This window comes from Nocardia pseudobrasiliensis NBRC 108224, from assembly GCF_001613105.1.
Classification (GTDB): domain Bacteria; phylum Actinomycetota; class Actinomycetes; order Mycobacteriales; family Mycobacteriaceae; genus Nocardia; species Nocardia pseudobrasiliensis.
In genome coordinates this window covers 57,734-76,660 of sequence record NZ_BDBS01000031.1, presented here as the reverse complement: position 1 = coordinate 76,660, position 18,927 = coordinate 57,734, and the positions used below count along the sequence as shown (strand labels likewise).

Annotated in this window: 18 protein-coding genes; 7 read left to right on the top strand and 11 right to left on the bottom strand. The window is 67.6% G+C overall.

Translation table 11 applies throughout. From position 1 onward, the window contains the following. Positions 1-94: 94 nt before the first annotated feature. The 3 genes from NP4_RS23890 to NP4_RS23880 form a co-directional block, all read right to left on the bottom strand. On the bottom strand, positions 95-1,177 hold the full coding sequence (locus tag NP4_RS23890) for an ATP-binding protein (RefSeq protein ID WP_068001884.1): 1,083 nt from the start codon (positions 1,175-1,177) through the stop codon (positions 95-97). A 94-nt stretch (positions 1,178-1,271) separates the two neighbouring features. Then, positions 1,272-3,149 (bottom strand): serine/threonine-protein kinase, encoded by a 1,878-nt coding sequence (locus NP4_RS23885; protein ID WP_068001882.1) that lies wholly within the window; start codon positions 3,147-3,149, stop codon positions 1,272-1,274. Between the two features lie 47 nt (positions 3,150-3,196). Continuing rightward, complete coding sequence (locus NP4_RS23880; RefSeq protein WP_068001879.1) at positions 3,197-4,201, bottom strand: endonuclease/exonuclease/phosphatase family protein; 1,005 nt, start codon at positions 4,199-4,201, stop codon at positions 3,197-3,199. A gap of 212 nt (positions 4,202-4,413) precedes the next feature. On the opposite strand from NP4_RS23880, the gene NP4_RS23875 reads away from it, so the two are divergent. From NP4_RS23875 to NP4_RS23865, 3 genes are all read left to right on the top strand, one after another. Further along, positions 4,414-5,082 (top strand): respiratory nitrate reductase subunit gamma, encoded by a 669-nt coding sequence (locus tag NP4_RS23875; RefSeq protein WP_068001876.1) that lies wholly within the window; start codon positions 4,414-4,416, stop codon positions 5,080-5,082. 358 nt (positions 5,083-5,440) lie between these two features. Further along, positions 5,441-6,118, top strand: coding sequence for a GNAT family N-acetyltransferase (locus NP4_RS23870; RefSeq protein ID WP_068001873.1), 678 nt, complete (start codon positions 5,441-5,443; stop codon positions 6,116-6,118). 75 nt (positions 6,119-6,193) lie between these two features. Beyond that, entirely contained in the window at positions 6,194-6,709 is a 516-nt protein-coding gene (locus NP4_RS23865) for a hypothetical protein (protein ID WP_068001869.1), read from the top strand. A gap of 4 nt (positions 6,710-6,713) precedes the next feature. On the opposite strand, the gene NP4_RS23860 is transcribed toward NP4_RS23865, so the two are convergent. The 4 genes from NP4_RS23860 to NP4_RS23845 all read right to left on the bottom strand — a co-directional run bounded on the left by NP4_RS23860 (position 6,714) and on the right by NP4_RS23845 (position 10,551). Then, positions 6,714-7,664 (bottom strand): glycine betaine ABC transporter substrate-binding protein, encoded by a 951-nt coding sequence (locus NP4_RS23860; protein WP_068001866.1) that lies wholly within the window; start codon positions 7,662-7,664, stop codon positions 6,714-6,716. Then, positions 7,661-8,419: an ABC transporter permease gene (locus tag NP4_RS23855; protein ID WP_068001863.1), complete on the bottom strand. Its 759-nt coding sequence runs from the start codon at positions 8,417-8,419 to the stop codon at positions 7,661-7,663. The genes NP4_RS23860 and NP4_RS23855 overlap by 4 nt, the downstream gene beginning before the upstream one ends. 331 nt (positions 8,420-8,750) lie before the next feature. After that, positions 8,751-9,911, bottom strand: coding sequence for an ABC transporter ATP-binding protein (locus tag NP4_RS23850; protein ID WP_068001861.1), 1,161 nt, complete (start codon positions 9,909-9,911; stop codon positions 8,751-8,753). Then, positions 9,904-10,551 (bottom strand): ABC transporter permease, encoded by a 648-nt coding sequence (locus NP4_RS23845; RefSeq protein WP_068002123.1) that lies wholly within the window; start codon positions 10,549-10,551, stop codon positions 9,904-9,906. The genes NP4_RS23850 and NP4_RS23845 overlap by 8 nt, the downstream gene beginning before the upstream one ends. 543 nt (positions 10,552-11,094) lie before the next feature. Between NP4_RS23845 and NP4_RS23840 the strand changes: the two genes are divergently transcribed. Next, positions 11,095-12,231, top strand: coding sequence for a hypothetical protein (locus NP4_RS23840; RefSeq protein WP_068001858.1), 1,137 nt, complete (start codon positions 11,095-11,097; stop codon positions 12,229-12,231). A gap of 163 nt (positions 12,232-12,394) precedes the next feature. Continuing rightward, positions 12,395-13,114 carry a DUF1906 domain-containing protein gene (locus NP4_RS23835; protein ID WP_068001855.1) on the top strand — a complete coding sequence of 240 codons (720 nt, stop codon included), beginning with the start codon at positions 12,395-12,397 and terminating at the stop codon, positions 13,112-13,114. A gap of 1 nt (position 13,115) precedes the next feature. On the opposite strand, the gene NP4_RS23830 is transcribed toward NP4_RS23835, so the two are convergent. Together NP4_RS23830 and NP4_RS23825 are read right to left on the bottom strand one after the other, a co-directional pair. Beyond that, complete coding sequence (locus NP4_RS23830) at positions 13,116-13,430, bottom strand: hypothetical protein (RefSeq protein ID WP_068001852.1); 315 nt, start codon at positions 13,428-13,430, stop codon at positions 13,116-13,118. Between the two features lie 479 nt (positions 13,431-13,909). Further along, positions 13,910-14,764, bottom strand: coding sequence for an Rv1157c family protein (locus NP4_RS23825; RefSeq protein WP_245996841.1), 855 nt, complete (start codon positions 14,762-14,764; stop codon positions 13,910-13,912). 291 nt (positions 14,765-15,055) lie between these two features. On the opposite strand from NP4_RS23825, the gene NP4_RS23820 reads away from it, so the two are divergent. Then, positions 15,056-16,360, top strand: coding sequence for a mannosyltransferase (locus NP4_RS23820; protein WP_245996842.1), 1,305 nt, complete (start codon positions 15,056-15,058; stop codon positions 16,358-16,360). On the opposite strand, the gene NP4_RS23815 is transcribed toward NP4_RS23820, so the two are convergent. Then, the gene (locus NP4_RS23815) at positions 16,302-16,595 is read right to left on the bottom strand and encodes a 4a-hydroxytetrahydrobiopterin dehydratase (protein ID WP_068001844.1); all 294 of its coding nucleotides are present in this window, start codon (positions 16,593-16,595) and stop codon (positions 16,302-16,304) included. The two genes, NP4_RS23820 and NP4_RS23815, sit on opposite strands and share 59 nt — an antisense overlap. A 21-nt stretch (positions 16,596-16,616) precedes the next feature. Beyond that, a complete protein-coding gene (locus NP4_RS41730) occupies positions 16,617-16,793 on the bottom strand; it encodes a hypothetical protein (RefSeq protein WP_169813797.1) in 177 nt (58 codons plus the stop codon). 138 nt (positions 16,794-16,931) lie between these two features. Here NP4_RS41730 and typA point away from each other — a divergent pair, with 138 nt between their 5' ends. Beyond that, positions 16,932-18,833 (top strand): translational GTPase TypA, encoded by a 1,902-nt coding sequence (typA, locus tag NP4_RS23810; protein WP_068001841.1) that lies wholly within the window; start codon positions 16,932-16,934, stop codon positions 18,831-18,833. Positions 18,834-18,927 lie beyond the last annotated feature (94 nt).

Sequence of the window (18,927 nt, the reverse complement as noted above, 5' to 3'; positions counted from 1 at the left end):
GTGGAGCGGGGCGAGCGTCGATCCCGGGCGCGCAAATTCGAATTCCTCGACGCAGTAGGGGTTTACGGGTTATATAGATCGAATATGTTGGGGGTCAACGAATTTCGATCATGAAATCGGCCAATTCGGCCGCGATACTCGCAATGTCCGCGCCGTCGGTTTCGATCACCGGGATGCCGTCGGTGTTTCGGCGCAATGTGCGCGCCTCCGCGTCGGCGCGCCGCCCGGTTCGCGTCTGCCGTTCGGCGGATGCCCCGATGAGGGAATCGCCCGCGAGGCCGGGGCCTTGTCCGTGTGCGCGCTGGGCGATCCGCTTCGCCAACTCCTCGGGGGAGGCGTCCAGCCGGACGGTGGTGACGAACTCTTCGCAGAGCGCTCGCGTAAAGGGCTCGGGTTGGCCCCGTGTCACGACGATCAGCGCTCGTGCGCCCGCGCGACGGTATCCGTGCCAGACGCGAAGAAGATTCTGGGCCTTGATATTCGGGCCTGACCCGTCAGGGTGGAAGCCGAGTTGCTCGGCGTCGATGAAGGCGGCCGGAAGGTCTCGATCCCACAGAGTCCGCAGTACCTCCCAGCCCACGGCCGACTTGCCTACCGCGGTGGGGCCGAGGAGTAGCAGCACCGGAAGCGGCTCGGTGAATCCGTCCGTTTCGGTGGTCGGCGGTACGGTGTTCCCCTGTGCCGCAGTGCCAATTCGCTCGGAGAGTGCGTCGACGACGGCCTCGGGTGACAGCGTGGTGATATCCAATGGGACGCCGATGCCATTGCGATCCAGCAGATCCGAGAATTCCAACGCTTGAACCACACGCTCGCCGGATGATCCCCGCCCGAGATAACGACGTCGCAATTCCCCTGCCGTGCAACGCAACCGGACGAGCGTGATATCAAGATCTCCCACATATGGCGCGATGCCCCGCACCGGATCGACCACCCCCGACACGATCACCTGCTCCACCCCGTGCCGCCGGAACACCTCGACCACCTCGACGAGATTGCCCGCCTTGATCCGGTGATATCCCACATCCCCCTCCGGTACCGGAGCCAGCAACCCCAACTGATCGATATCCACATACGCCACCGCCCGCCCCGCAGCCCGCGCCCACATGAACAACCCCCACCCGGCCGTCGACTTCCCAACCCCCGGCGCACCGGTCAACCACAACACCGATCCCGTCACCCGGCCATCCTCGACGCCTGCAGGCACCCACTCAACCGATTTTGTCGTGCCGGGGCCCCGATTGCCGCGCCCTGGGAGTGTCATACCCCCCAGATCACTTGCGGGGGTACGTCCGCACGATTGTGCCGTCCAGATCGGCGGCGAGATATGCGCCGCCGTAGTCGTCGGACAGGTAGATCAGCAGCGAGGGTCGGTTGTCGTTGAATGTCCAAGCCGGGTCGACGATGACGTATCTGCTTGTGGGATGTGGGATTCGGAGCTGCTGATCGGCCGCGTCGAACAGTTTCGGCAGCACCGACCAGTCGACGGACCCCAGTGCGATGGTCGGATCGGTGAGCTGACCACCCGGCCCGCTGCGCGCGGCCTTGCCGTTGCGATAGCTGAACCGGTCGAACAACCCCGGCTGGCCCGCCACGGGCGCGCCGGTGTTCACGTAGCCGGGATAGATGGTGGTCTCGGTGAATTGCTGCCCGCCCGCGGCCTTTTCGAGCGCCGCGACGGCCGCCCGCATGCCCTCGGGGGTGAGCAGATTCGACTGCTCACCGACCGGGGGAGCGGCGGTGATCCTGGCGGTAGCGGACGGTGCCACTATGCTCGCCGGACCAACCACCTGCGAAGGCACCGGCTGATCCGCACCACCCGCCTCGGGCGCGGACGGCGTCGACCGCAAGAGAACCAGCCCGAATACGGCCAGAATCGCCCCGGAAGCCAGGACCGCAACCCCCGCCACCGCCCAACCGCGCCGCGATCGGACGGGCGACTGCGGACCATGCGGATATGCGGACGAATCCCGCTGCCCGGAGGGATGAACAGAGCCCGCGGAGAAATGAGGACCAGAGCTGTGGGTGGGGCCAGCCGAGGAATGCACTCGGCCCGAGCTGTGGTCGGTCCCGGCTGGGGGGTGCGCTTGGCCGGGGGTGTGGGTGGTCCCCGCCGAAAAGTGCTGTGGGGCTGAGGTGTGGGTGGATCCAGAGGAGGAATCGTGCTGTGGGCAGAAGGCGTGGCCAGGCCCGGCTGGGGGATGCGCTTGGCCGGGGGTGTGGGTGGGCCCGGCCGAAAAGTGCTGTGGGGCGGATGTGGAGGATGGATCGTGCTGTGGGCCAGCGGTGTACGGGGAACTGGGGGTGGAGGTGTAGGTGGTTGAGGTGGGGGAGATTTGGGGAGGCGGGGGAGTGAAGGGGTAGGGGCGCTCGGCTGTGTGGGCGAGCATGTGGTCGAGGGCTTCGGCGGTGGGACGGCTGTCGGGGTCCGGGACCAGGAGGGCAGTTAGGACCGGGGTCAGGGGGCCGGAGCGTTGTGGTTGCGGCACTTCGCCTTTGAGAACGGCTGCCAGGGTGGCGACCGAGGTTTCGCGCTGCATGGGCTGATAGCCCTCGACGGCGGTGAACAGCACCAGGCCCAGGGACCACAGATCCGAGGCGGGCAGGCCCTCGCGGCCGCCCAGACGTTCCGGGGCAACGTAATTCAGCGAGCCGACCACACTGCCGGTGGAGGTCAGGCCGGTCATATCGCTGAGCGCGGCGATGCCGAAATCGGTGAGCACCGGGGAATCATCCTGGCGCAATAGCACATTCGCCGGTTTCACATCGCGGTGCAGAACGCCCACGGCATGGGCGGCGCGCAGTGCGGCGAGGATGCCGCGACCGATTCTGGCGGCCTGGTCGGGCGGCAGCGGTCCGGCCGCGAGGCGGTCGGCGAGCGAGCCGCCGCGGACCAGTTCCATGACGATCCACGGATGCTTCTCCGCGGGCGAATCCACGATGTGATGGATGGCTACGACATTGGGATGCCCGATCCGGGCCAGCGCCCGCGCTTCGCGCAGCACCCGCTCGCGCTGCGCGCCACCCTGCTGGTCGTCGCGGACCTCCTTGAGCGCCACCTCGCGGTGCAGGGCGATGTCATAGGCCCGCCACACCGTGCCCATACCGCCGCTGCCCAGCGGCTCGATCAGCTCGAACCGCTGGTCGATCACAGTCCGACCCGAAATCACCGGGTCAGCTTATGGTCTCGGCGGCATCCTCACCACCAGCGCAGCGGGCGCACCTCGGTGACGACCGCGGCGTGATCGGAATAGAACACGCCGGGACCGTGCTGGGGCATGCGCCGGTCGATCAGCCGCGAGGAGCGAATGTCGAGCCCGCCGCGGGCGAAGATGAAGTCGATGCGCTGCGGGGTGATCATCTTCTCGGTCGGCAGCGGACTCCACGTGCTGCCCGGATCGGTGCACACATCCGGGTGCGCCGCACGGTAGGTGTCGACGAAACCCGCGGTGGTCACGGCCTGGGTGGCCCGCAGGGGATAGCTCAGACCGAAGTGGTTCGGGCAGTTGGCCTGGGCCTGAGTCCAATCGACGGCGGGGGCGGTATTGAAATCACCCGCCAGCAGCACCGGCGAACCGTCGGTACCGAGCATCCGGGGCAGCTGGTTGGTGACGATATCGGTGACGGCCTGCGTCTGCGCCCGATCGGCCGCGACCACATCGTCGACCGAATGCCGCGGCGGCCGCCCGGCCTGGCGATCGGCCGCGTTGTCGTCCATCAGATAGCCGTTCCACGGATTGGTATAGGGCAGCCAGGCCGCGAACAGATTCAGCTCGCCGCCGCGCGGCAGGCGTACCCGCACACCGCCGAGATTGAAGTCGGTGACCTGGCCGCCCTGCGGTTTCGGATAGGTGGCGACCACCTCGTAGCGGGTGAAGATCCACAGATTGTCCGAGCCCGGCGCGCGGTCGGTCACGCGAATCCCGGTGTAGCGGCCGTTGTTCGCGCGCCGGGTCAGGGCGTCGGCGATGGCGTCGCCGGAACCGTAGGTCTCCACGGCGAAGAACACATCCGGCCGCACGTCGACGACCTGGTCGATGAGCCGCGGCAGATTGTCCGGCGACGGCTCGCGGCCGCCGTGCAGGATGTTCCAGGACAGCACGCGCACATTCGCGTCGTCGGCCGCGTGCGCGTTCGGGGTGAATCCGGCGGCGAGGGTGATCGCCGCCAGCATGGTGGTGAGCATCGCCTTGGGTAATCGCATGCTCGGTCTCCGTTCCGGGTGGGAATTCTTGCGAGGCAAGCGAATCCTGGCAGCGCTGGATGACCTACCGGCAACACCCTTGCGAACGTCGGGATCATTCGGACAGAGCGGCATATCCTTCGCAAATTCGCGGACTGTTGACTTCCGTCCCTTGTTTCAGTCCGCACGGTCTGCTGTGATGGTCCAGATCCGAAGTTGAAAGTAGAACTACCATGATGTTCCTGATGTGGATCATCCTCCCCTACAGCGCCTTTGCCTCATTCGCGCTGGGACATCTGTGGCGCTATCGGCACGACCGGTTCGGCCCACTCGAGCCCGGTCCCGATGCCGGTCGCCTGGAGCGGATCGGTCCCGCGATCTTCCGGATCGGCATCGCCGGCGTGCTGGGCGCACGGGTGCTGGACATGATCGGCTCCACCTCGCACACAACCGATTCGGTGCATACCGTGGCCACGGTGGTCGAGATCCTCGCCCAGCCCTTCGCGATCCTCGGCGCCATGCTGCTGATCGTGCCGCCGCTCATCGCGGCCATGCCGAATTCGGCGGTGAGCCCGCTCGATCGGTTCACGCTGCCGGTGCTGGCCGCGACCGTGCTGTCGCGGGTGGCCATCGACTTCGGCTCGAACCCTACCGACGGCGAACACCCTGCGGCCGAAATGCTTTTCGTCTGGTTCCGGTCGCTGTTCAGTCTGCACCCGAATCCGGAGGCGCTCGCCGACGCGCCCGTGATGGTTCAGGCGCGCGGCTTGATCCTGCTGGTACTGATCGCCCTGTGGCCCTATACCCGCCTCGGCGGGACCTTCGCCGGGCCGATCGTCCGTTTGACCCACCGCTTCGCCGCCAAACATCGTCTGCCTCAGCATTTTCCGGTGGGCGTCTGATCCCGGAGGGACCAGGCGCCGTGCGCCGGCCGGTCGAGCGCAAGCGGGGCTCGGATCGGTTATCAGCTTTCAACGAGCAATCGAATTCGCGGGTTTGGATTCGGCGCCGCCGGGGTACCGGATCCTGCCGCTGACCGGGGGCTGACCGGGGGCTCGCGACGCGCCGAGAGACACGCGAGCCGGGCTGCGGAATTTACATTGCGCCTACAGTGCCGATGGCGCATGTTCCGTTATCGTTCATTTCACTGTCCGATGCTGCTGCTGGCGCGCCAGGGCTGGTCCGTCGATCCGGAGCGTTGCGACCGGTACGGCAACCTGCCCGAACGTGGCCGAGACCGTCCCGAAAGATCGAGGGAACGTGCCTGCACCCGTTACTCTCACCGGCCGCCTGGTACGGCTGGAACCGATTGCGCCGCATCATATTCCGGGGCTCGCCGAGGCGGGCTTCGGGGACCGCGACGCCTTTGCCTTCACGCCGGTACCCCAGGGCCCGGAGGAGGCCACCGAGTACGTCGCACAGGCGGTGGCCGGCCACGCGGCCGGTACCGCGCTGGCCTTCGCCATCGTCTCGGCGGTCGACGGCAGAGTCCTGGGTTCGACCAGATTCACCCGCTTCGACTACTGGCAGGGGCCGCTGGTCTGGCCGGTCGTACACGGTATGCCCAGCGGGGATCCGCTGATGGCGGTGCCGGACGCGGCCGAGATCGGCAATACCTGGCTGTCGCGGTCCGCGCGGGGGTCCGGGGCGAATCTCGAGTCGAAGCTGCTGCTGCTGAGCCATGCGTTCGACAGCTGGCGCGTGCGGCGGATCGCGATGCGCGCCGATGTGCGAAATCTGCGCTCGCGCATCGCGATCGAGCGCCTGGGCGCCACCAGCGACGGCGTGCGGCGGGCGCATTCGCGCGGACTGGACGGGCAGGTGCGCAGCACGGCCTTCTATTCGATTCTGGACGAGGAGTGGCCGACGGTCCGGGCGAATATCGCGGCCCAGCTCGCCGCCAACGGCTCGACCGACGGGCAATTGCTGAACGCGTGAGAACTCTGTGCGGAGGCGGGCTCGGCTCCTATACTTCGAGGAGTATCGGCCGGCCCGCTTTCCTGAGGAGTCCGCATGTCCGATCCGCTGCACAGCAGAATCTGTCTGTCCTGTTCGGGGCATGCCGAACCGATGGTGAGCCTGTTCCTGGTGCCCGAACCGCGGGTGCGCGGCGCCTACATGCTGCATCTGCTCGAGCAGGCTCCGGTGGCCGGTGCGCCGCGGCGCGATCCGGAACTGGTGGCCATGCTGGAGGGGCTGCGCCTGCCCGGTGTGCGGGTGCGTGCGGTGGCGTTCGCGGCCGTCGACTCGGACCCGCGCAGGGTGCGGTCGGTGTTCCACGATCACTACATCGCCGACGGTCCGGTCGGGCTCGACGTTGGGGATTCGGCCGAGATGGCGCGGCTGGCGCTGCTGCCGGAACGGTCGATCGGGGCGCGGCGCATCGATGACTTCCAGGAGTTGTCGGTGCGGCGGGCGATGCTGGCCGTCTATCGGTATTTCGGTGTGGATCAACGTATTCCGCTGATGTACCACGGCTTCGCCGAGCCGGGCGACGGGTGGCTGGCGCTGCGCGCGGCGGCCGCCTGAATGTTCAGCGCGCGGTGACGAAGCCGCGCGCGACCAGCCAGTCCCGGGCGACCACCGATGGTTCGCGGCCGTCGACGTCGACCTGCCGGTTGAGTTCGGTGATGGTCTCGTTGGTCAGCAGCTGTGAGATGGGGGCCATGATCTCGGCGATCCGCGGGTGGGCGTCGGCGAAGGATTTCCGCATCACCAGTGCCGCATTGTATTTCGGGAAGAAGCCGAGATCGTCGTCGAGCAGTTTCAGTCGCAGGGCCTGGATGCGGCCGTCGGTGGCGGCGACCGAGCCGAAGCGGCAGGTGCCGTTCGCGACGGCGGTGTAGACCAGGGCGTCGTTCATGATCTGCTTGCGGGCCCGACCGGGATCGATGCCGTATTTGCCTGCCATGCCGGGGAATCCGTCCTGACGGACGCTGAATTCGGTGCCCAGGCAGGTGTTGGCGGAGTTCGGATCGGAGTTCACCAGGCGTGCGTAGTCCGACAGCGTGCTGGTGGCGTCGGCGGCGGTGGTGATCAGGGCGTAGGTGTTGTTCATCGGGGCCATATCCGCCCAGAGCATGCCGTGGGCGGCCTGGTCGGCCTCGCGAACGGCCTGGAATTGCTTGTCGGAGTCGGGGATCGGGGTTTCGTTGCCGAGGTAGTTGATCCAGCCGGTGCCGGTGTAGTCGTAGGCGATGTCGACCTGGCCGTGCAGTTGGGCGTCGCGCAGGCTGTTGGAGCCGGTGATGTTGGTCAGGTCGCGAACCTGGGCGCCGGCGGCGGTGAGGGCGAATTCGATCAGGTAGCCGAGGATGTTCTGTTCGGTGAAGTCCTTGGAGCCCACCGTGATTCGCACCCCGTCGAGTTCGGCCACCGGGCGGATGCTGCCCGGGCCCACCCGCAGCGGCACCGCGCCGCCCGCCTCCAGACCGCATCCGGCCAGCAGGCCGAACGCCAAGAGCAGCAGTGCGATTCGCCTCATCGCAGCCCCCTCGGGCCGAGGAATCGTTCGGCCAGCGCGCCGAACCAGTCGACCAGCAGGGCCAGCGCCACCGCCAGCAGCGCGCCCACCCAGAGGGTGACATTGTCGCGCAGCTTGTAGCCGGTATCGATGAGAATGCCCAGCCCGCCCGCGCTGACCAGGAACGACAGCGTGGCGGTGCCGACGGCCAGCACCAGCGACGTGCGCAGGCCCGCGAGGATGTAGGGAATCGCGAGCGGAAATTCGATGCGGCGCAGCACCGTTCGAGCCGACATCCCCTGCCCGCGCCCCGCGTCGACCAGGGTCGGATCCACCTGCTGATAACCGAGGATGGTGTTGCGCAGCACGGGCAGGAGGGCGTAGAAGGCGATCGGCGCGACGCCGACCCAGAAGCCGGTGGTCTGCGTCCACAGATACGCCAGCACGATCAACCCGATCGCCGGCGCCGCGGCCCCGATATTGGCGATGCCGACGAAAAACGGTGCGAGCCTGCGATATCGAGCCCGGGTCAGCAGCGTCCCCAGCGGCACCGCGACCACCACGACGATCGCGATGACGGTAAGGGTGATCTGGATGTGCTGCCGGGTGGCGGTGGCGATATTGCCCGCGGAGAGACTGGCCCGCTGGGTGACGGTGAGCTGCCGATCGAACGCCCAAACCAGCACCCCAGCGGCCAGCGCCAGCGCGAGCGCAGGCTGAATAAGCAGCCGAATCCGCTCCGCCCGCTTCTCGGTCCGCATATCCACAGCGCTCATCCCCCCGCCTCGCTGGCGCTCGGCGGGGGGAACAGATGGGCCGTGCTCGGCAGAGGGATCGTGCGGGTTGTGCTCGGTGGCGGGGACGTGTGGGTCGTGCTCGGCGGAGGGAACAGGTGGGTTGTGCTCGGTGGCGGGGACGTGTGGGTCGTGCTCGGCGGAGGGAACAGGTGGGTTGTGCTCGGTGGCGGGGACGTGTGGGTCGTGCTCGGCGGAGGGAACAGGTGGGTTGTGCTCGGTGGCGGGGACGTGTGGGTCGTGCTCGGCGGAGGCAACAGGCGGGTCGTGCTCTGCGGCGGGAATGCGTGGGTCGGGTGCGGTGGGGGGTTGGTCATGGTTGGGGCTCCGAAGGGGATGGGGCGCTGGTGTGTTCGGCGCGGAGTTCGGAGAGGTGGGTGACCAAGGTGTCGATTGTGACGAGGCCCAGGTATTCGCCGTGGGGGCCGGTTACCACGGCGTTGGCGTTGGATTCGGCGAGGAGGGTTTCCAGGGCCTGTTGGAGGGTGGCTCGCAGGGGGACGGTGCCGGTTACGGGGAGGCCGAGGTTGTGGAGGGTGGTGGCTTGGGTGAGTTGGGGTTTGGAGATCCAGCGCAGGGGGCGGCGGGTGGCGTCGAGGATCAGGCCCCAGTCCTGGGTGGCGAGGGCCGCTCGGGCGGTGTCGAGTGGGTCGGATTCGAGGATGGTGGGGCAGTCGGCGAGTTCGGTTTCGCTCACTCGGACGAGGGTGAGCTGTTTGAGGGCGGCGTCGGCGCCGACGAAACCCGCCACCGTCTCGTCGGCGGGCTCGGTGAGGATCGCCGCGGGGGTGTCGTACTGGAGGATGCGGGACTGATTGCCCAGGACCGCGATCCGGTCGCCGAGTTTGACCGCCTCGTTGAAGTCGTGGGTGACGAAGACGATGGTCTTGTGCAATTCGGCTTGCAGGCGCAGCAATTCGTCCTGCAGCGCGCCGCGGGTGATCGGATCGACCGCGCCGAACGGCTCGTCCATCAGCAGTACCGGTGGGTCGGCGGCCAACGCGCGCGCCACGCCCACGCGCTGCTGCTGTCCGCCCGACAGCTGCCGGGGATAGCGGCCGCGGAAGGTATCCGGATCCAGCCCGACCAGCGCGAGCATCTCGTCCACCCGCGCGGCGATGCGCTTGCGGTCCCAGCCCAGCAGCCCGGGCACCGTGGCGATATTGCGCGCGACCGTCAGATGCGGGAACAGTCCGGCCTGCTGAATCGAATATCCGATCCCGCGGCGCAGCAGATCCGGATTCATCCGGGTGATATCGCGCCCGGCGATGGTGATGACGCCCGAACTCGGCTCGATCAGTCGGTTGATCATGCGCATCGTCGTCGTCTTACCGCAGCCCGACGGGCCCACCAGCACCACGATCTCACCGGCCGCGATGGTCATCGAGATATCGTCGACCGCCGGATCCCGCTGTCCGGGATAGCGTTTGGAGACCGAATCCAGCACGATCTCGGCCCGTTCGTTGTCAGTCACGGATTCCCCTCGTGGTGAGCCGGCCGACGAGTACGAGTACGCCGTCCAGCAGCAGGGCCAGCACGATGATCAGCACGGTTCCGGTGAGCGCCTGCGGAACCGCGGTCGGGCTGCCGAGGCGAGCCAGCCCGGAGAAGATGAGATTGCCCAGCCCGGGCCCCTTGGCATAGGCGGCCATGGCGAGGATGCCCATGATCATCTGCGTGCTGATCCGCATCCCGGCCAGAATCGACGGCCACGCCAGCGGCAGTTCGATGCGGCCGAGCACCCGCAGCCGGTTCATCCCCGCACCGCGCGCGGCATCGCTGATGGCCGGATCGACGCCCGCGAGACCCACGATCGTATTGCGCAGAATCGGCAGCAGCGCGTAGAGCACCAGCGCGGTGACCGTCGGCCGCACGCCCAGGCCCATGATCGGGATGAGAATGCCCAGCAGCGCGAACGAGGGCACGGTCAGAATGATGCTTGCCACCGCGGTCGACAGCGCCGAACCCCACGGACTGTGCTGCACCGCGACTCCCACGAGCACCGCGATCACGGTCGCGAGCACGACCGCCTGAACGACCGCGGAGACATGCAGATAGGAATCGACGAGCAGCTGACTGCGGTGGTCGACCACGAAGGTCCACAACGTGTTCAGGTGCCGACCTCCCACTTCGCGGCGTCCGAGCGGGCTGAGTGTATCGGCGCGGCGGTGTGTGGCGAGGGATTTTCCGGGCGTATGTCACAAGCGCGGCAAGGAACGATTCGGCCAATATTTCGTGGCGTCCGAGCGCCGCGCGACGGTCGAATACGGGTATCGAGGCCATGGTCCCATATGCCTCTACCAGCCCGTTCGACCGGTACGCCGCCGTCGTGCCCGGTATCGCCGCCGACGATTCGGTGGCAATCGGCGCAAACGAACGGGGCGGCATCGGAATTCACCACTACGAACGAGCGTCGGTACCGGGTATCGTCGGTTCCGGTCGTCTGTGAAACGTATCCGCCCCGCGGGGTGATAACTGGACTGACGGGGGAGGGCGCCTGTGTGCGCCGCGCCCTACGATAAACCCGGCGGTGCCCGGCAGCGCCGCCGTCGCGGTCCCTGTCCTGCTGCCCCCTCATCGGCAGGACGGGGACTTGCATCGCAATCGCTTACGCTCGGATCCAACCGACGCGAGAGCCGAAGGGCGACCCCGATCTCATGCCAGAGCACAGCGAATACGATCCGACGTGGATCGACTACGGCGAATTCGGTGAACGTTTCGTCCGGCACGCGGTGACGCCGGAGCGCATCGAATCCGCGGTGTCCGGAATGGCCGGGCGCGGAATAACCCTCGGGCCGTTCTCCATCGGCCCCGCCGGGCTGGCGGGATTCGTCGCCGAGGGCAGTGTCGGCAAGCCGGTCATCGCGCGCAGCGGGCCGAATGTCACCTTCGAGGTCCGGTTGCCCGTGACCCTGCACGTGACCGTGACCCTGGGCGGGCAGCGGCTGCGGCTGGAGGCGGTGGTCGAGATCGATCTCACCCTGCACGCGAGGACCGCGGATCCGCTGCTGATCGTCATCGATATCCCGCGGATCGGTTCGCGCGACGTCAGTTTCGTCATGCGGGCCCAGGCGGTGGGCGCGGCCTTCGAACTGCTGCTGGATCCGATCGCGGCGCTGGTGCAGCGCGAGGTCGCCGGGCGGCTCAACGGCATGCTCGCCGATCCGGGTGCGCGGCGGGCGCGGGTCTTCGACGTCGAGGCGATCATGAACGGCGTTCGTTCCGAACATCTTTCCCAGGAGCGGTTCGACTGGATCGACTATGCCGAATTCGGGCGGCGGTTCTTCCCGCGCATCGTCACCGCCGCGCGGGTGCGCGAGGTGGTCGAGGGATTGGCCGGGCGCAGTATCGAGGTCGGCCCGATCCATACCGGACCGCGCGAAGCGGCGACGGTGGAGGTGAAGGGCACCGTGCGGGTGCCGCGGCTGACCGAGCGCGAGGGTGTGGATCCGGTGTCGTTCGATCTGGCCGTGCCGGTGGGGCTCGACATCACCGTCGATGTGCTCAAGGCCAATCGTTATCGGGCCGAGGTGGAGATTCCGGTGCGACTCGTGGCCCGGGCGGCCGATCCGCTGTTGATCGTGATCGATGCGACGCCGCCGTCCGCGCTGGATGTGAGGGTCGATCTGGCGGCCGAGGGCTGGCGGGCCAAGGCGCTGGGCGCGGTCGGCGGTATTCGCAAACAGATCGCGGTGCAGGTGGCGCGGGTCATTCGGGGCGAGTTGGCCGATCCGTCCGGGCGGACGATCGATGTGGCGGCGCGATTGGACAAGATCGGCAAGACCTCGGTGTGACTTGTGGTGTTGATGTGTCCTGTGAGCCTGGCGGTTCGGGTGTGCATGTGGTGAAATGAGTTGACATTCGAGGCTCCCGGCGCGCGGATGACATCGGCGATGTCGTCGGGGAAGGCGCGCCGGGGATTTTCCTGCCGTGGTAACCGCGTGAAGGAGGTCGTCGATGCGTTCGGATCCGATGTCCCGGCGGACCCTGTTCGGGTGTGCCGCGGGCGCGGCCCTGGCAGCCGGTGTGGCGGCCGTGGCCCCCGCGGCGTCGGCCGAACGCGCCGAACTCGGCACGCTGCTGGACTACGCGGGTGGGGTGCCCGGCGCCGATGCGATCCGCGCGGCGGGCCACGCGGGGGTGATCCGCTACGTTTCCGAACGGCGGCCCGGGGCGGAGTGGATGGCCGGAAAGCCGTTGCAGGCCAACGAGGTCGACGCGCTGCACGGGGCCGGGCTCGCCATCGTGTCCTGCTATCAGTTCGGCAAGGGGCCCACGGCCGATTGGCGCGGTGGGCTGGAAGCCGGTAAATACCATGCCGATCAGGCGCTGAAGCTGCACAAGCAGGCGGGTGGTCCCGACGGCGTGCCGATCTACGCCGCCATCGATGACAATCCCACCGCGGCCGATTTCGGCGCCATGATCGCGCCCTATCTGCTGGGCTGGCAGGCCGTGATCGGCAAGGCGAATGTCGGCGTCTACGCCAATTCGCCGACCATCGACTGGGTCCGTGCGGCCGGGCTGGGTTCCTGGTTCTGGCAGCACAATTGGGGCACCCCGAAGGGTTATGTCCACCCCGCGGCGCATCTGCACCAGTTCGAGATCGATAAGCGCACCCTCGACGGGATCGGCGTCGACGTCAACGCGATCCTGACGCCGCAGTACGGCCAGTGGTGAACTAGGTCTGGCAGTGCAGGATCGGGTCCATGGTCGGATCCGGTTCCCTCGGGACCACGCGCAGCGCCGGACGGATCTCCGGGGCCTCGCGGTTGCCCATCCATGACAGCAGCGACCAGCGCGACAGGCCGGAGAAGGCCGAGCCGAGACTGAAGAACGATCCCGCCGATCCGACCGACAGCACCGAACCCACGCTGCCGATCGACAGGACGGAGTAGGCCGATCCGATCGAGAGGATCGAACCCTCCGAGCGAATCGACAGCACCGAGCGATGGGATCTGGTCGACAGCACCGACCGATAGGAGCGACGCGACATCACCGACCGGCGCGAGGGCCGGGCTGCTGACCGTTCGATCTGATCGACAGTCGCCATAGATAGCGGTCTACCACAGCGAACGCGCCATCGCGGACGTTCGAGACGAAATGTCCGGAGTGTCGGGCGTGCGCCGGTAAGGGGTCCTCGACGTCCGCTCCGCGTCCGTCGAGGAAAAGATTAGGCCTGGCCCCCAGCCGAGTAAAAGATAAGGCCTGGTCCCAGCCGAGGGAGGATAAGGCCCGGTCCTAGCCGAGGAAAGATTAGACCGGTCCCAGCCGAGGAAGGATGAGGCCCGGTCCTAGCCGAGGAAAGATTAGACCGGTCCCAGCCGAGGAAGGATGAGGCCCGGTCCTAGCCGAGAAACAAGTGCGGGCCAGCCCCCAAGCTTCGTGCGAGAGGGCCCGACCTCGGCCCGGTGGAGGCGGTGAAAGAAAGCCGCGCCCTGCCGGGGCTGGGCGCGGCTGAAGTTCGCTTGCGGCTCAGTGCTGCGGGGCGGAGGCCGGTTGGGGGGCCGGGGCTTGGGGAGCCCGGGCCGAGACCTGCTGGGGGGCGCCCGGGGCGACGGTGAAGAAGCCCAGGGTGGGGAGGAAGGAGCAGGTGATGGGGGGCTGGTCGGCGGCGGGCTGGGTGGTCAGGGAGCCCGCGACGACGGCGACGATGCGGCCGGGGCCGGTATCGGCGATCGCGGTCAGGGTGGCCGGGCCGTCGGGGTTGATGTGGGCCTCGTCGGTCAGCGCCAGGGTGCCCCCGCGCTGGGTGTCGATGTTGAACCACTGGACGGTCATCGGCGCGTTCTGTTGCGGCGTCAGACCTTTGGTGCCCAGGGCGGTGAAGACGAAGCCGGCCTGGTTGGCCTGCGGGCCCGGCGGGGGTAGTTCGGCGGGGCCGGGGACGGCCAGCGCGGTGCCGACCGAATCGGCGCCGGGACCGATGCAGCCGCGGCCGATGCTCGGGTAGAGGAACTGCGCGATGGTCGGGCCGTTCTTCGGGATGTCCGGACCGCCGCCGTTGCTACCGGTGAGGAACGCGATGATGGCCTGCAGGGTCTTCTTGATTTGCGGCGGCAGACCCGCCGAATCGAGAATCGCCTCGGCCTGATCGAGGATGGTCTGCTGACCCGGCGACGCGATGTTCTGGGCGGCCGCGCCGACGATGGCCGGGGCCAGGGCCGCCAGCGCGTCGACCGGAACACCCTCGGGCACCAGCGGAACCGTCGCGGATTCCTGGGGCTTCGGTGCGGGGGCGGCGACTGCGGTCGTCGACGCGGCAAGGGCGGTGCCGGCCGTCAGGGCCAGCACGGACAATGCGAACCGCGTTCCTCTGCTGCGAAGCACTGGTGTAGCCGTCCTTACCCTCGGGTACATCAACGTCGGCGATACGGCGCGCATCGCTGCGCGTCACTCTAGGGATCGAGATCTGTGTTGTACAGCCGTGGTGTGATCTTGCCTGCAGTCGTTGGGCGAGTAATCAAACTGGTCGGCGCGTTATCAGAAGATAGCCCTACTCGGTGTGACTGGAGTGATTAGAGATGCAAGTGTTACAAATGTGTCGGTCGGCTTAGTTCCGGTACGCTCGCGCCGCTAATCTTGTCCAGGCCCGGCACCCGACCCGAAAGCTTGCGCGCCGTGACTCGAAATCTGCGATCGATCCTCGGCGGACGTCGCGCAGCCGTTGCCGCGCTGGGTGTGTCGGTACTGATCCGGCTGCTGTGGATGACGCTCGCGCCCAACGGCATGAATCTGGTCGATCTGCACGTCTACGTCGGCGGCGCGGCCGATCTGGGCACCGGACATCTGTACGACTTCACCTATTCGGAGAAGACACCGGACTTTCCGCTGCCGTTCACCTATCCGCCCTTCGCCGCGGTGCTGTTCTATCCGCTGCACTATCTACCGTTCACGGTGGTGGCGATCGGCTGGCTGCTGCTGATCGTGGCGGCGCTGTACGCGGTCGTTCGGATCGCGCTCTCGATGCTGCTCGGCGAGGCCGCGCGCGAAAGCCGCTGGCGCACCGCGGCGATCGGCTGGACCGCGGTCGGGCTCTGGCTCGAACCGGTACGCACGACCATCGACTACGGACAGGTCAATGTCTTCCTGGTGCTCGCCGGGATGATCGCGGCCTACTCCACGCGCTGGTGGCTGTCGGGCCTGCTGGTCGGCATCGCGGCGGGGGTGAAACTGACCCCGGCCGTTACCGGCTTCTATCTCGCCGCCCGGCGACGCTGGGCGGCCGTGCTGTGTTCGGCGGCGGTGTTCGGCGCGACCATCGGACTCAGCTTCCTGATCTCGGCGGGGGAGACGCGCACCTACTTCGGGCCGCTGCTGGGCGACGCGCATCGGATCGGGCCGGTCGGCTCGGTGTGGAATCAATCGCTGCGCGGCGCGCTGAGCCGGCTGCTCGGCCATGACGCCGGATCGCCCTGGACCCTCGCGGGCCATCGGATCCCGTTCGGGCCGTGGTGGCTGGCCGCGGTCGCGGTGATCACGGTGCTGTCCGTATTCGCCTGGCGCGCCCTGGCATTCGACGACCGGCTGGGTCAGCTGCTGGTGGTGCAGCTGTTCGGACTGATGGTCTCGCCCATCTCCTGGTCGCATCACTTCGTGTGGCTGCTGCCGCTGATCCTGTGGCTGCTCTACGGCCCGCTGCGCGCGGTGGCCGGTGCGCGCGTGCTGGCGGGGTACTGGTTGGTCACCACGCTGGTGGGCGTGCCGTGGATTCTCTCGTTCTTCCAGCCGACCATCTGGGAGATCTCCCGGCCCGCGATCCTGTCGTGGCTGGGCACGGTCGACGTGATCGGCGTACTGGCGCTGCTGATCTGGATCGTTCGGGTCGGGCCCCGGCGCACGACGCCCGGGCCCGAAGCCGAGGGCGCTAGCTCTGCCGAGCCAGGCGATCGATCTCGTGTGCCAGCTCCACGTCCAGCCGGGTGAGACCGTTCGAGTCGTGGGTGGACAGGGTGAAACCGACCCGCCGCCAGCGGATGTCGATATCGGGGTGGTGATTGGCCTCCTCGGCCGCGGCGGCGACCTTGCGGACCAGTTCGATGCCGGCCAGGAAGGTCGGGGCCTCGACTGTCCGGGCGATGGAATCGCCGGTATGGGTCCAGTCGGGGAGGTCCTTCAGCGCGGTGGCCAATTCGTCGTCGGTGAGCAATGGCGTACTCATACCCACGTTCTACCCCACGGACTATGCCGCACGCGCCTGCTTGAGGGCCTTCTTCAGATCCTTACCGCAGCAACCAGCGGCTTCGGCCTTCTTCATCCGCATGATGACGACAGGGCACTTCACACAGCGCGTCGACTTGCGACAGCACTTCTTCTTCGGCTTGAGGCTCGAAACCTTCTTCGCCTTGACCTTGCCCATAGTAGGTAAGCATACCCTAATAGCAATGCCCGGAAATTGGTGGCCACCCGAATTTCGGTACTGTGTAGCTGGCCGCAAGCTCGTCCCCTCTACGGCGAGGGTCGGCCGCACCACCCCATTCAGCAGGAGGAATCAAACGTGTCGTCTGTCGAGTTCCGTAACGTGGCCATCGTTGCGCACGTCGACCACGGCAAGACGACGCTGGTCGATGCCATGCTCAGGCAGTCCGGTGCGTTCGCCGAGCGGGCCGAGCCCGTCGATCGTGTGATGGATTCCGGCGATCTCGAGCGCGAGAAGGGCATCACCATTCTCGCCAAGAACACCGCCGTGCACCGCCACAACCCCGATGGCAGCGTCACTGTGATCAACGTCATCGACACCCCCGGCCACGCCGACTTCGGCGGTGAGGTCGAGCGCGGCCTGTCCATGGTCGACGGTGTCGTGCTGCTGGTCGACGCGTCCGAGGGCCCGCTGCCGCAGACCCGGTTCGTGCTGCGCAAGGCGCTGGCCGCCTCGCTGCCGGTGATCCTGGTGGTCAACAAGACCGACCGTCCCGACGCGCGGATCGCCGAGGTCGTCGAGGAGAGTCACGACCTGCTGCTGGATCTGGCCTCGGATCTGGACGACGAGGCCGCCGAGGCCGCCGAACTCGCGCTGGACCTACCGGTGCTCTACGCCTCCGGCCGCGAGGGCAAGGCTTCCACGACCCGCCCGGAGAACGGCAGTGCCCCCGACGCGGAGAACCTCGACGCGCTGTTCGAGATTCTGATGAACTACATCCCCGCCCCCAAGGGCGATGCGACCGCGCCGCTGCAGGCCCACGTCACCAACCTCGACGCCTCCCCGTTCCTGGGTCGTCTCGCCCTGCTGCGCGTGCACAACGGCACCCTGCGCAAGGGCCAGAACGTGGCCTGGATGAGCGCCGAGGGCACCAAGACGGTGAAGATCACCGAACTGCTCAAGACCGTTGGCGTCGAACGCAATCCGGCCGAGGAGGCCGTGGCGGGCGATATCGTCGCGGTCGCCGGAATTCCGGAGATCATGATCGGCGACACCCTGGCAGATCCGGAGAATCCCGTGGCGCTGCCGCGCATCACGGTCGATCAGCCCGCGATCTCGGTCACCATCGGTATCAACACCTCGCCGCTGGCCGGACGCAACGGCGGCACCAAGCTGACCGCCCGCATGGTGAAGGCGCGCCTGGATCAGGAACTGGTCGGCAACGTCTCGCTGCGCGTGCTCAACACCGAGCGCCCCGACACCTGGGAGGTGCAGGGCCGCGGTGAGCTGGCGCTGGCCATTCTGGTGGAGACCATGCGCCGCGAGGGTTTCGAGCTGACCGTCGGCAAGCCGCAGGTGGTCACCCATCTGGTCGACGGCAAGGTGCACGAGCCCTTCGAGGAGCTCACCGTCGACGTGCCCGAGGAGCATCTGGGCGCGATCACCCAGCTGCTGGCCGCCCGCAAGGGCAAGATGGTGCAGATGACCAACCACGGATCCGGTTGGGTCCGCATGGAATTCATCGTGCCCTCGCGCGGTCTGATCGGTTTCCGCACCGACTTCCTGACCGACACCCGCGGTACCGGTATCGCCAACGCCGTCTCGCACGGCTACGCGCCGTGGGCCGGTGAGATCCGCGCCCGGCACACCGGTTCGCTGGTATCCGACCGCGCGGGCAGCGTCACCGGTTACGCCATGGCGCAGCTGGCCGATCGCGGCACCTTCTTCGTGGAGCCGGGCGCGGACACCTACGAGGGCATGGTCGTGGGCATCAACCCGCGCGCGGAGGACCTCGACATCAACGTCACCCGCGAGAAGAAGCTGACCAATATGCGCAGCGCCACCGGAGACGTGCTGGAGACCCTGGCCAAGCCGATGGTGCTGGATCTGGAAGGCGCGCTGGAGTTCTGCGCCGGCGACGAATGCGTCGAGGTCGGCCCGAACGTGGTCCGGGTGCGCAAGGTCATCCTGAACGCCACCGAGCGCGCCCGCGAGGTCTCGCGCCGCAAGGCCCGCGACCGCGCCGCGCAGAACGCGTAATCCACCGATCGTGCCCGGGTATCCCACCCGGGCACGGTTGTCTGTGGAGCGACCCGGGGCGAATCGAACGACGACTACAGGACGGTAGAGTGCC

Coding starts and splice junctions, on each gene's coding strand:
- NP4_RS23880 (WP_068001879.1), bottom strand. CDS start 4,201: ATGCGATTACCCAAGGCGATGCTCACCACCATGCTGGCGGCGATCACC.
- NP4_RS23875 (WP_068001876.1), top strand. CDS start 4,414: ATGATGTTCCTGATGTGGATCATCCTCCCCTACAGCGCCTTTGCCTCA.
- NP4_RS23865 (WP_068001869.1), top strand. CDS start 6,194: ATGTCCGATCCGCTGCACAGCAGAATCTGTCTGTCCTGTTCGGGGCAT.
- NP4_RS23860 (WP_068001866.1), bottom strand. CDS start 7,664: ATGAGGCGAATCGCACTGCTGCTCTTGGCGTTCGGCCTGCTGGCCGGA.
- NP4_RS23855 (WP_068001863.1), bottom strand. CDS start 8,419: ATGAGCGCTGTGGATATGCGGACCGAGAAGCGGGCGGAGCGGATTCGG.
- NP4_RS23840 (WP_068001858.1), top strand. CDS start 11,095: ATGCCAGAGCACAGCGAATACGATCCGACGTGGATCGACTACGGCGAA.
- NP4_RS23835 (WP_068001855.1), top strand. CDS start 12,395: ATGCGTTCGGATCCGATGTCCCGGCGGACCCTGTTCGGGTGTGCCGCG.
- NP4_RS23830 (WP_068001852.1), bottom strand. CDS start 13,430: ATGTCGCGTCGCTCCTATCGGTCGGTGCTGTCGACCAGATCCCATCGC.
- NP4_RS23815 (WP_068001844.1), bottom strand. CDS start 16,595: ATGAGTACGCCATTGCTCACCGACGACGAATTGGCCACCGCGCTGAAG.
- NP4_RS41730 (WP_169813797.1), bottom strand. CDS start 16,793: ATGGGCAAGGTCAAGGCGAAGAAGGTTTCGAGCCTCAAGCCGAAGAAG.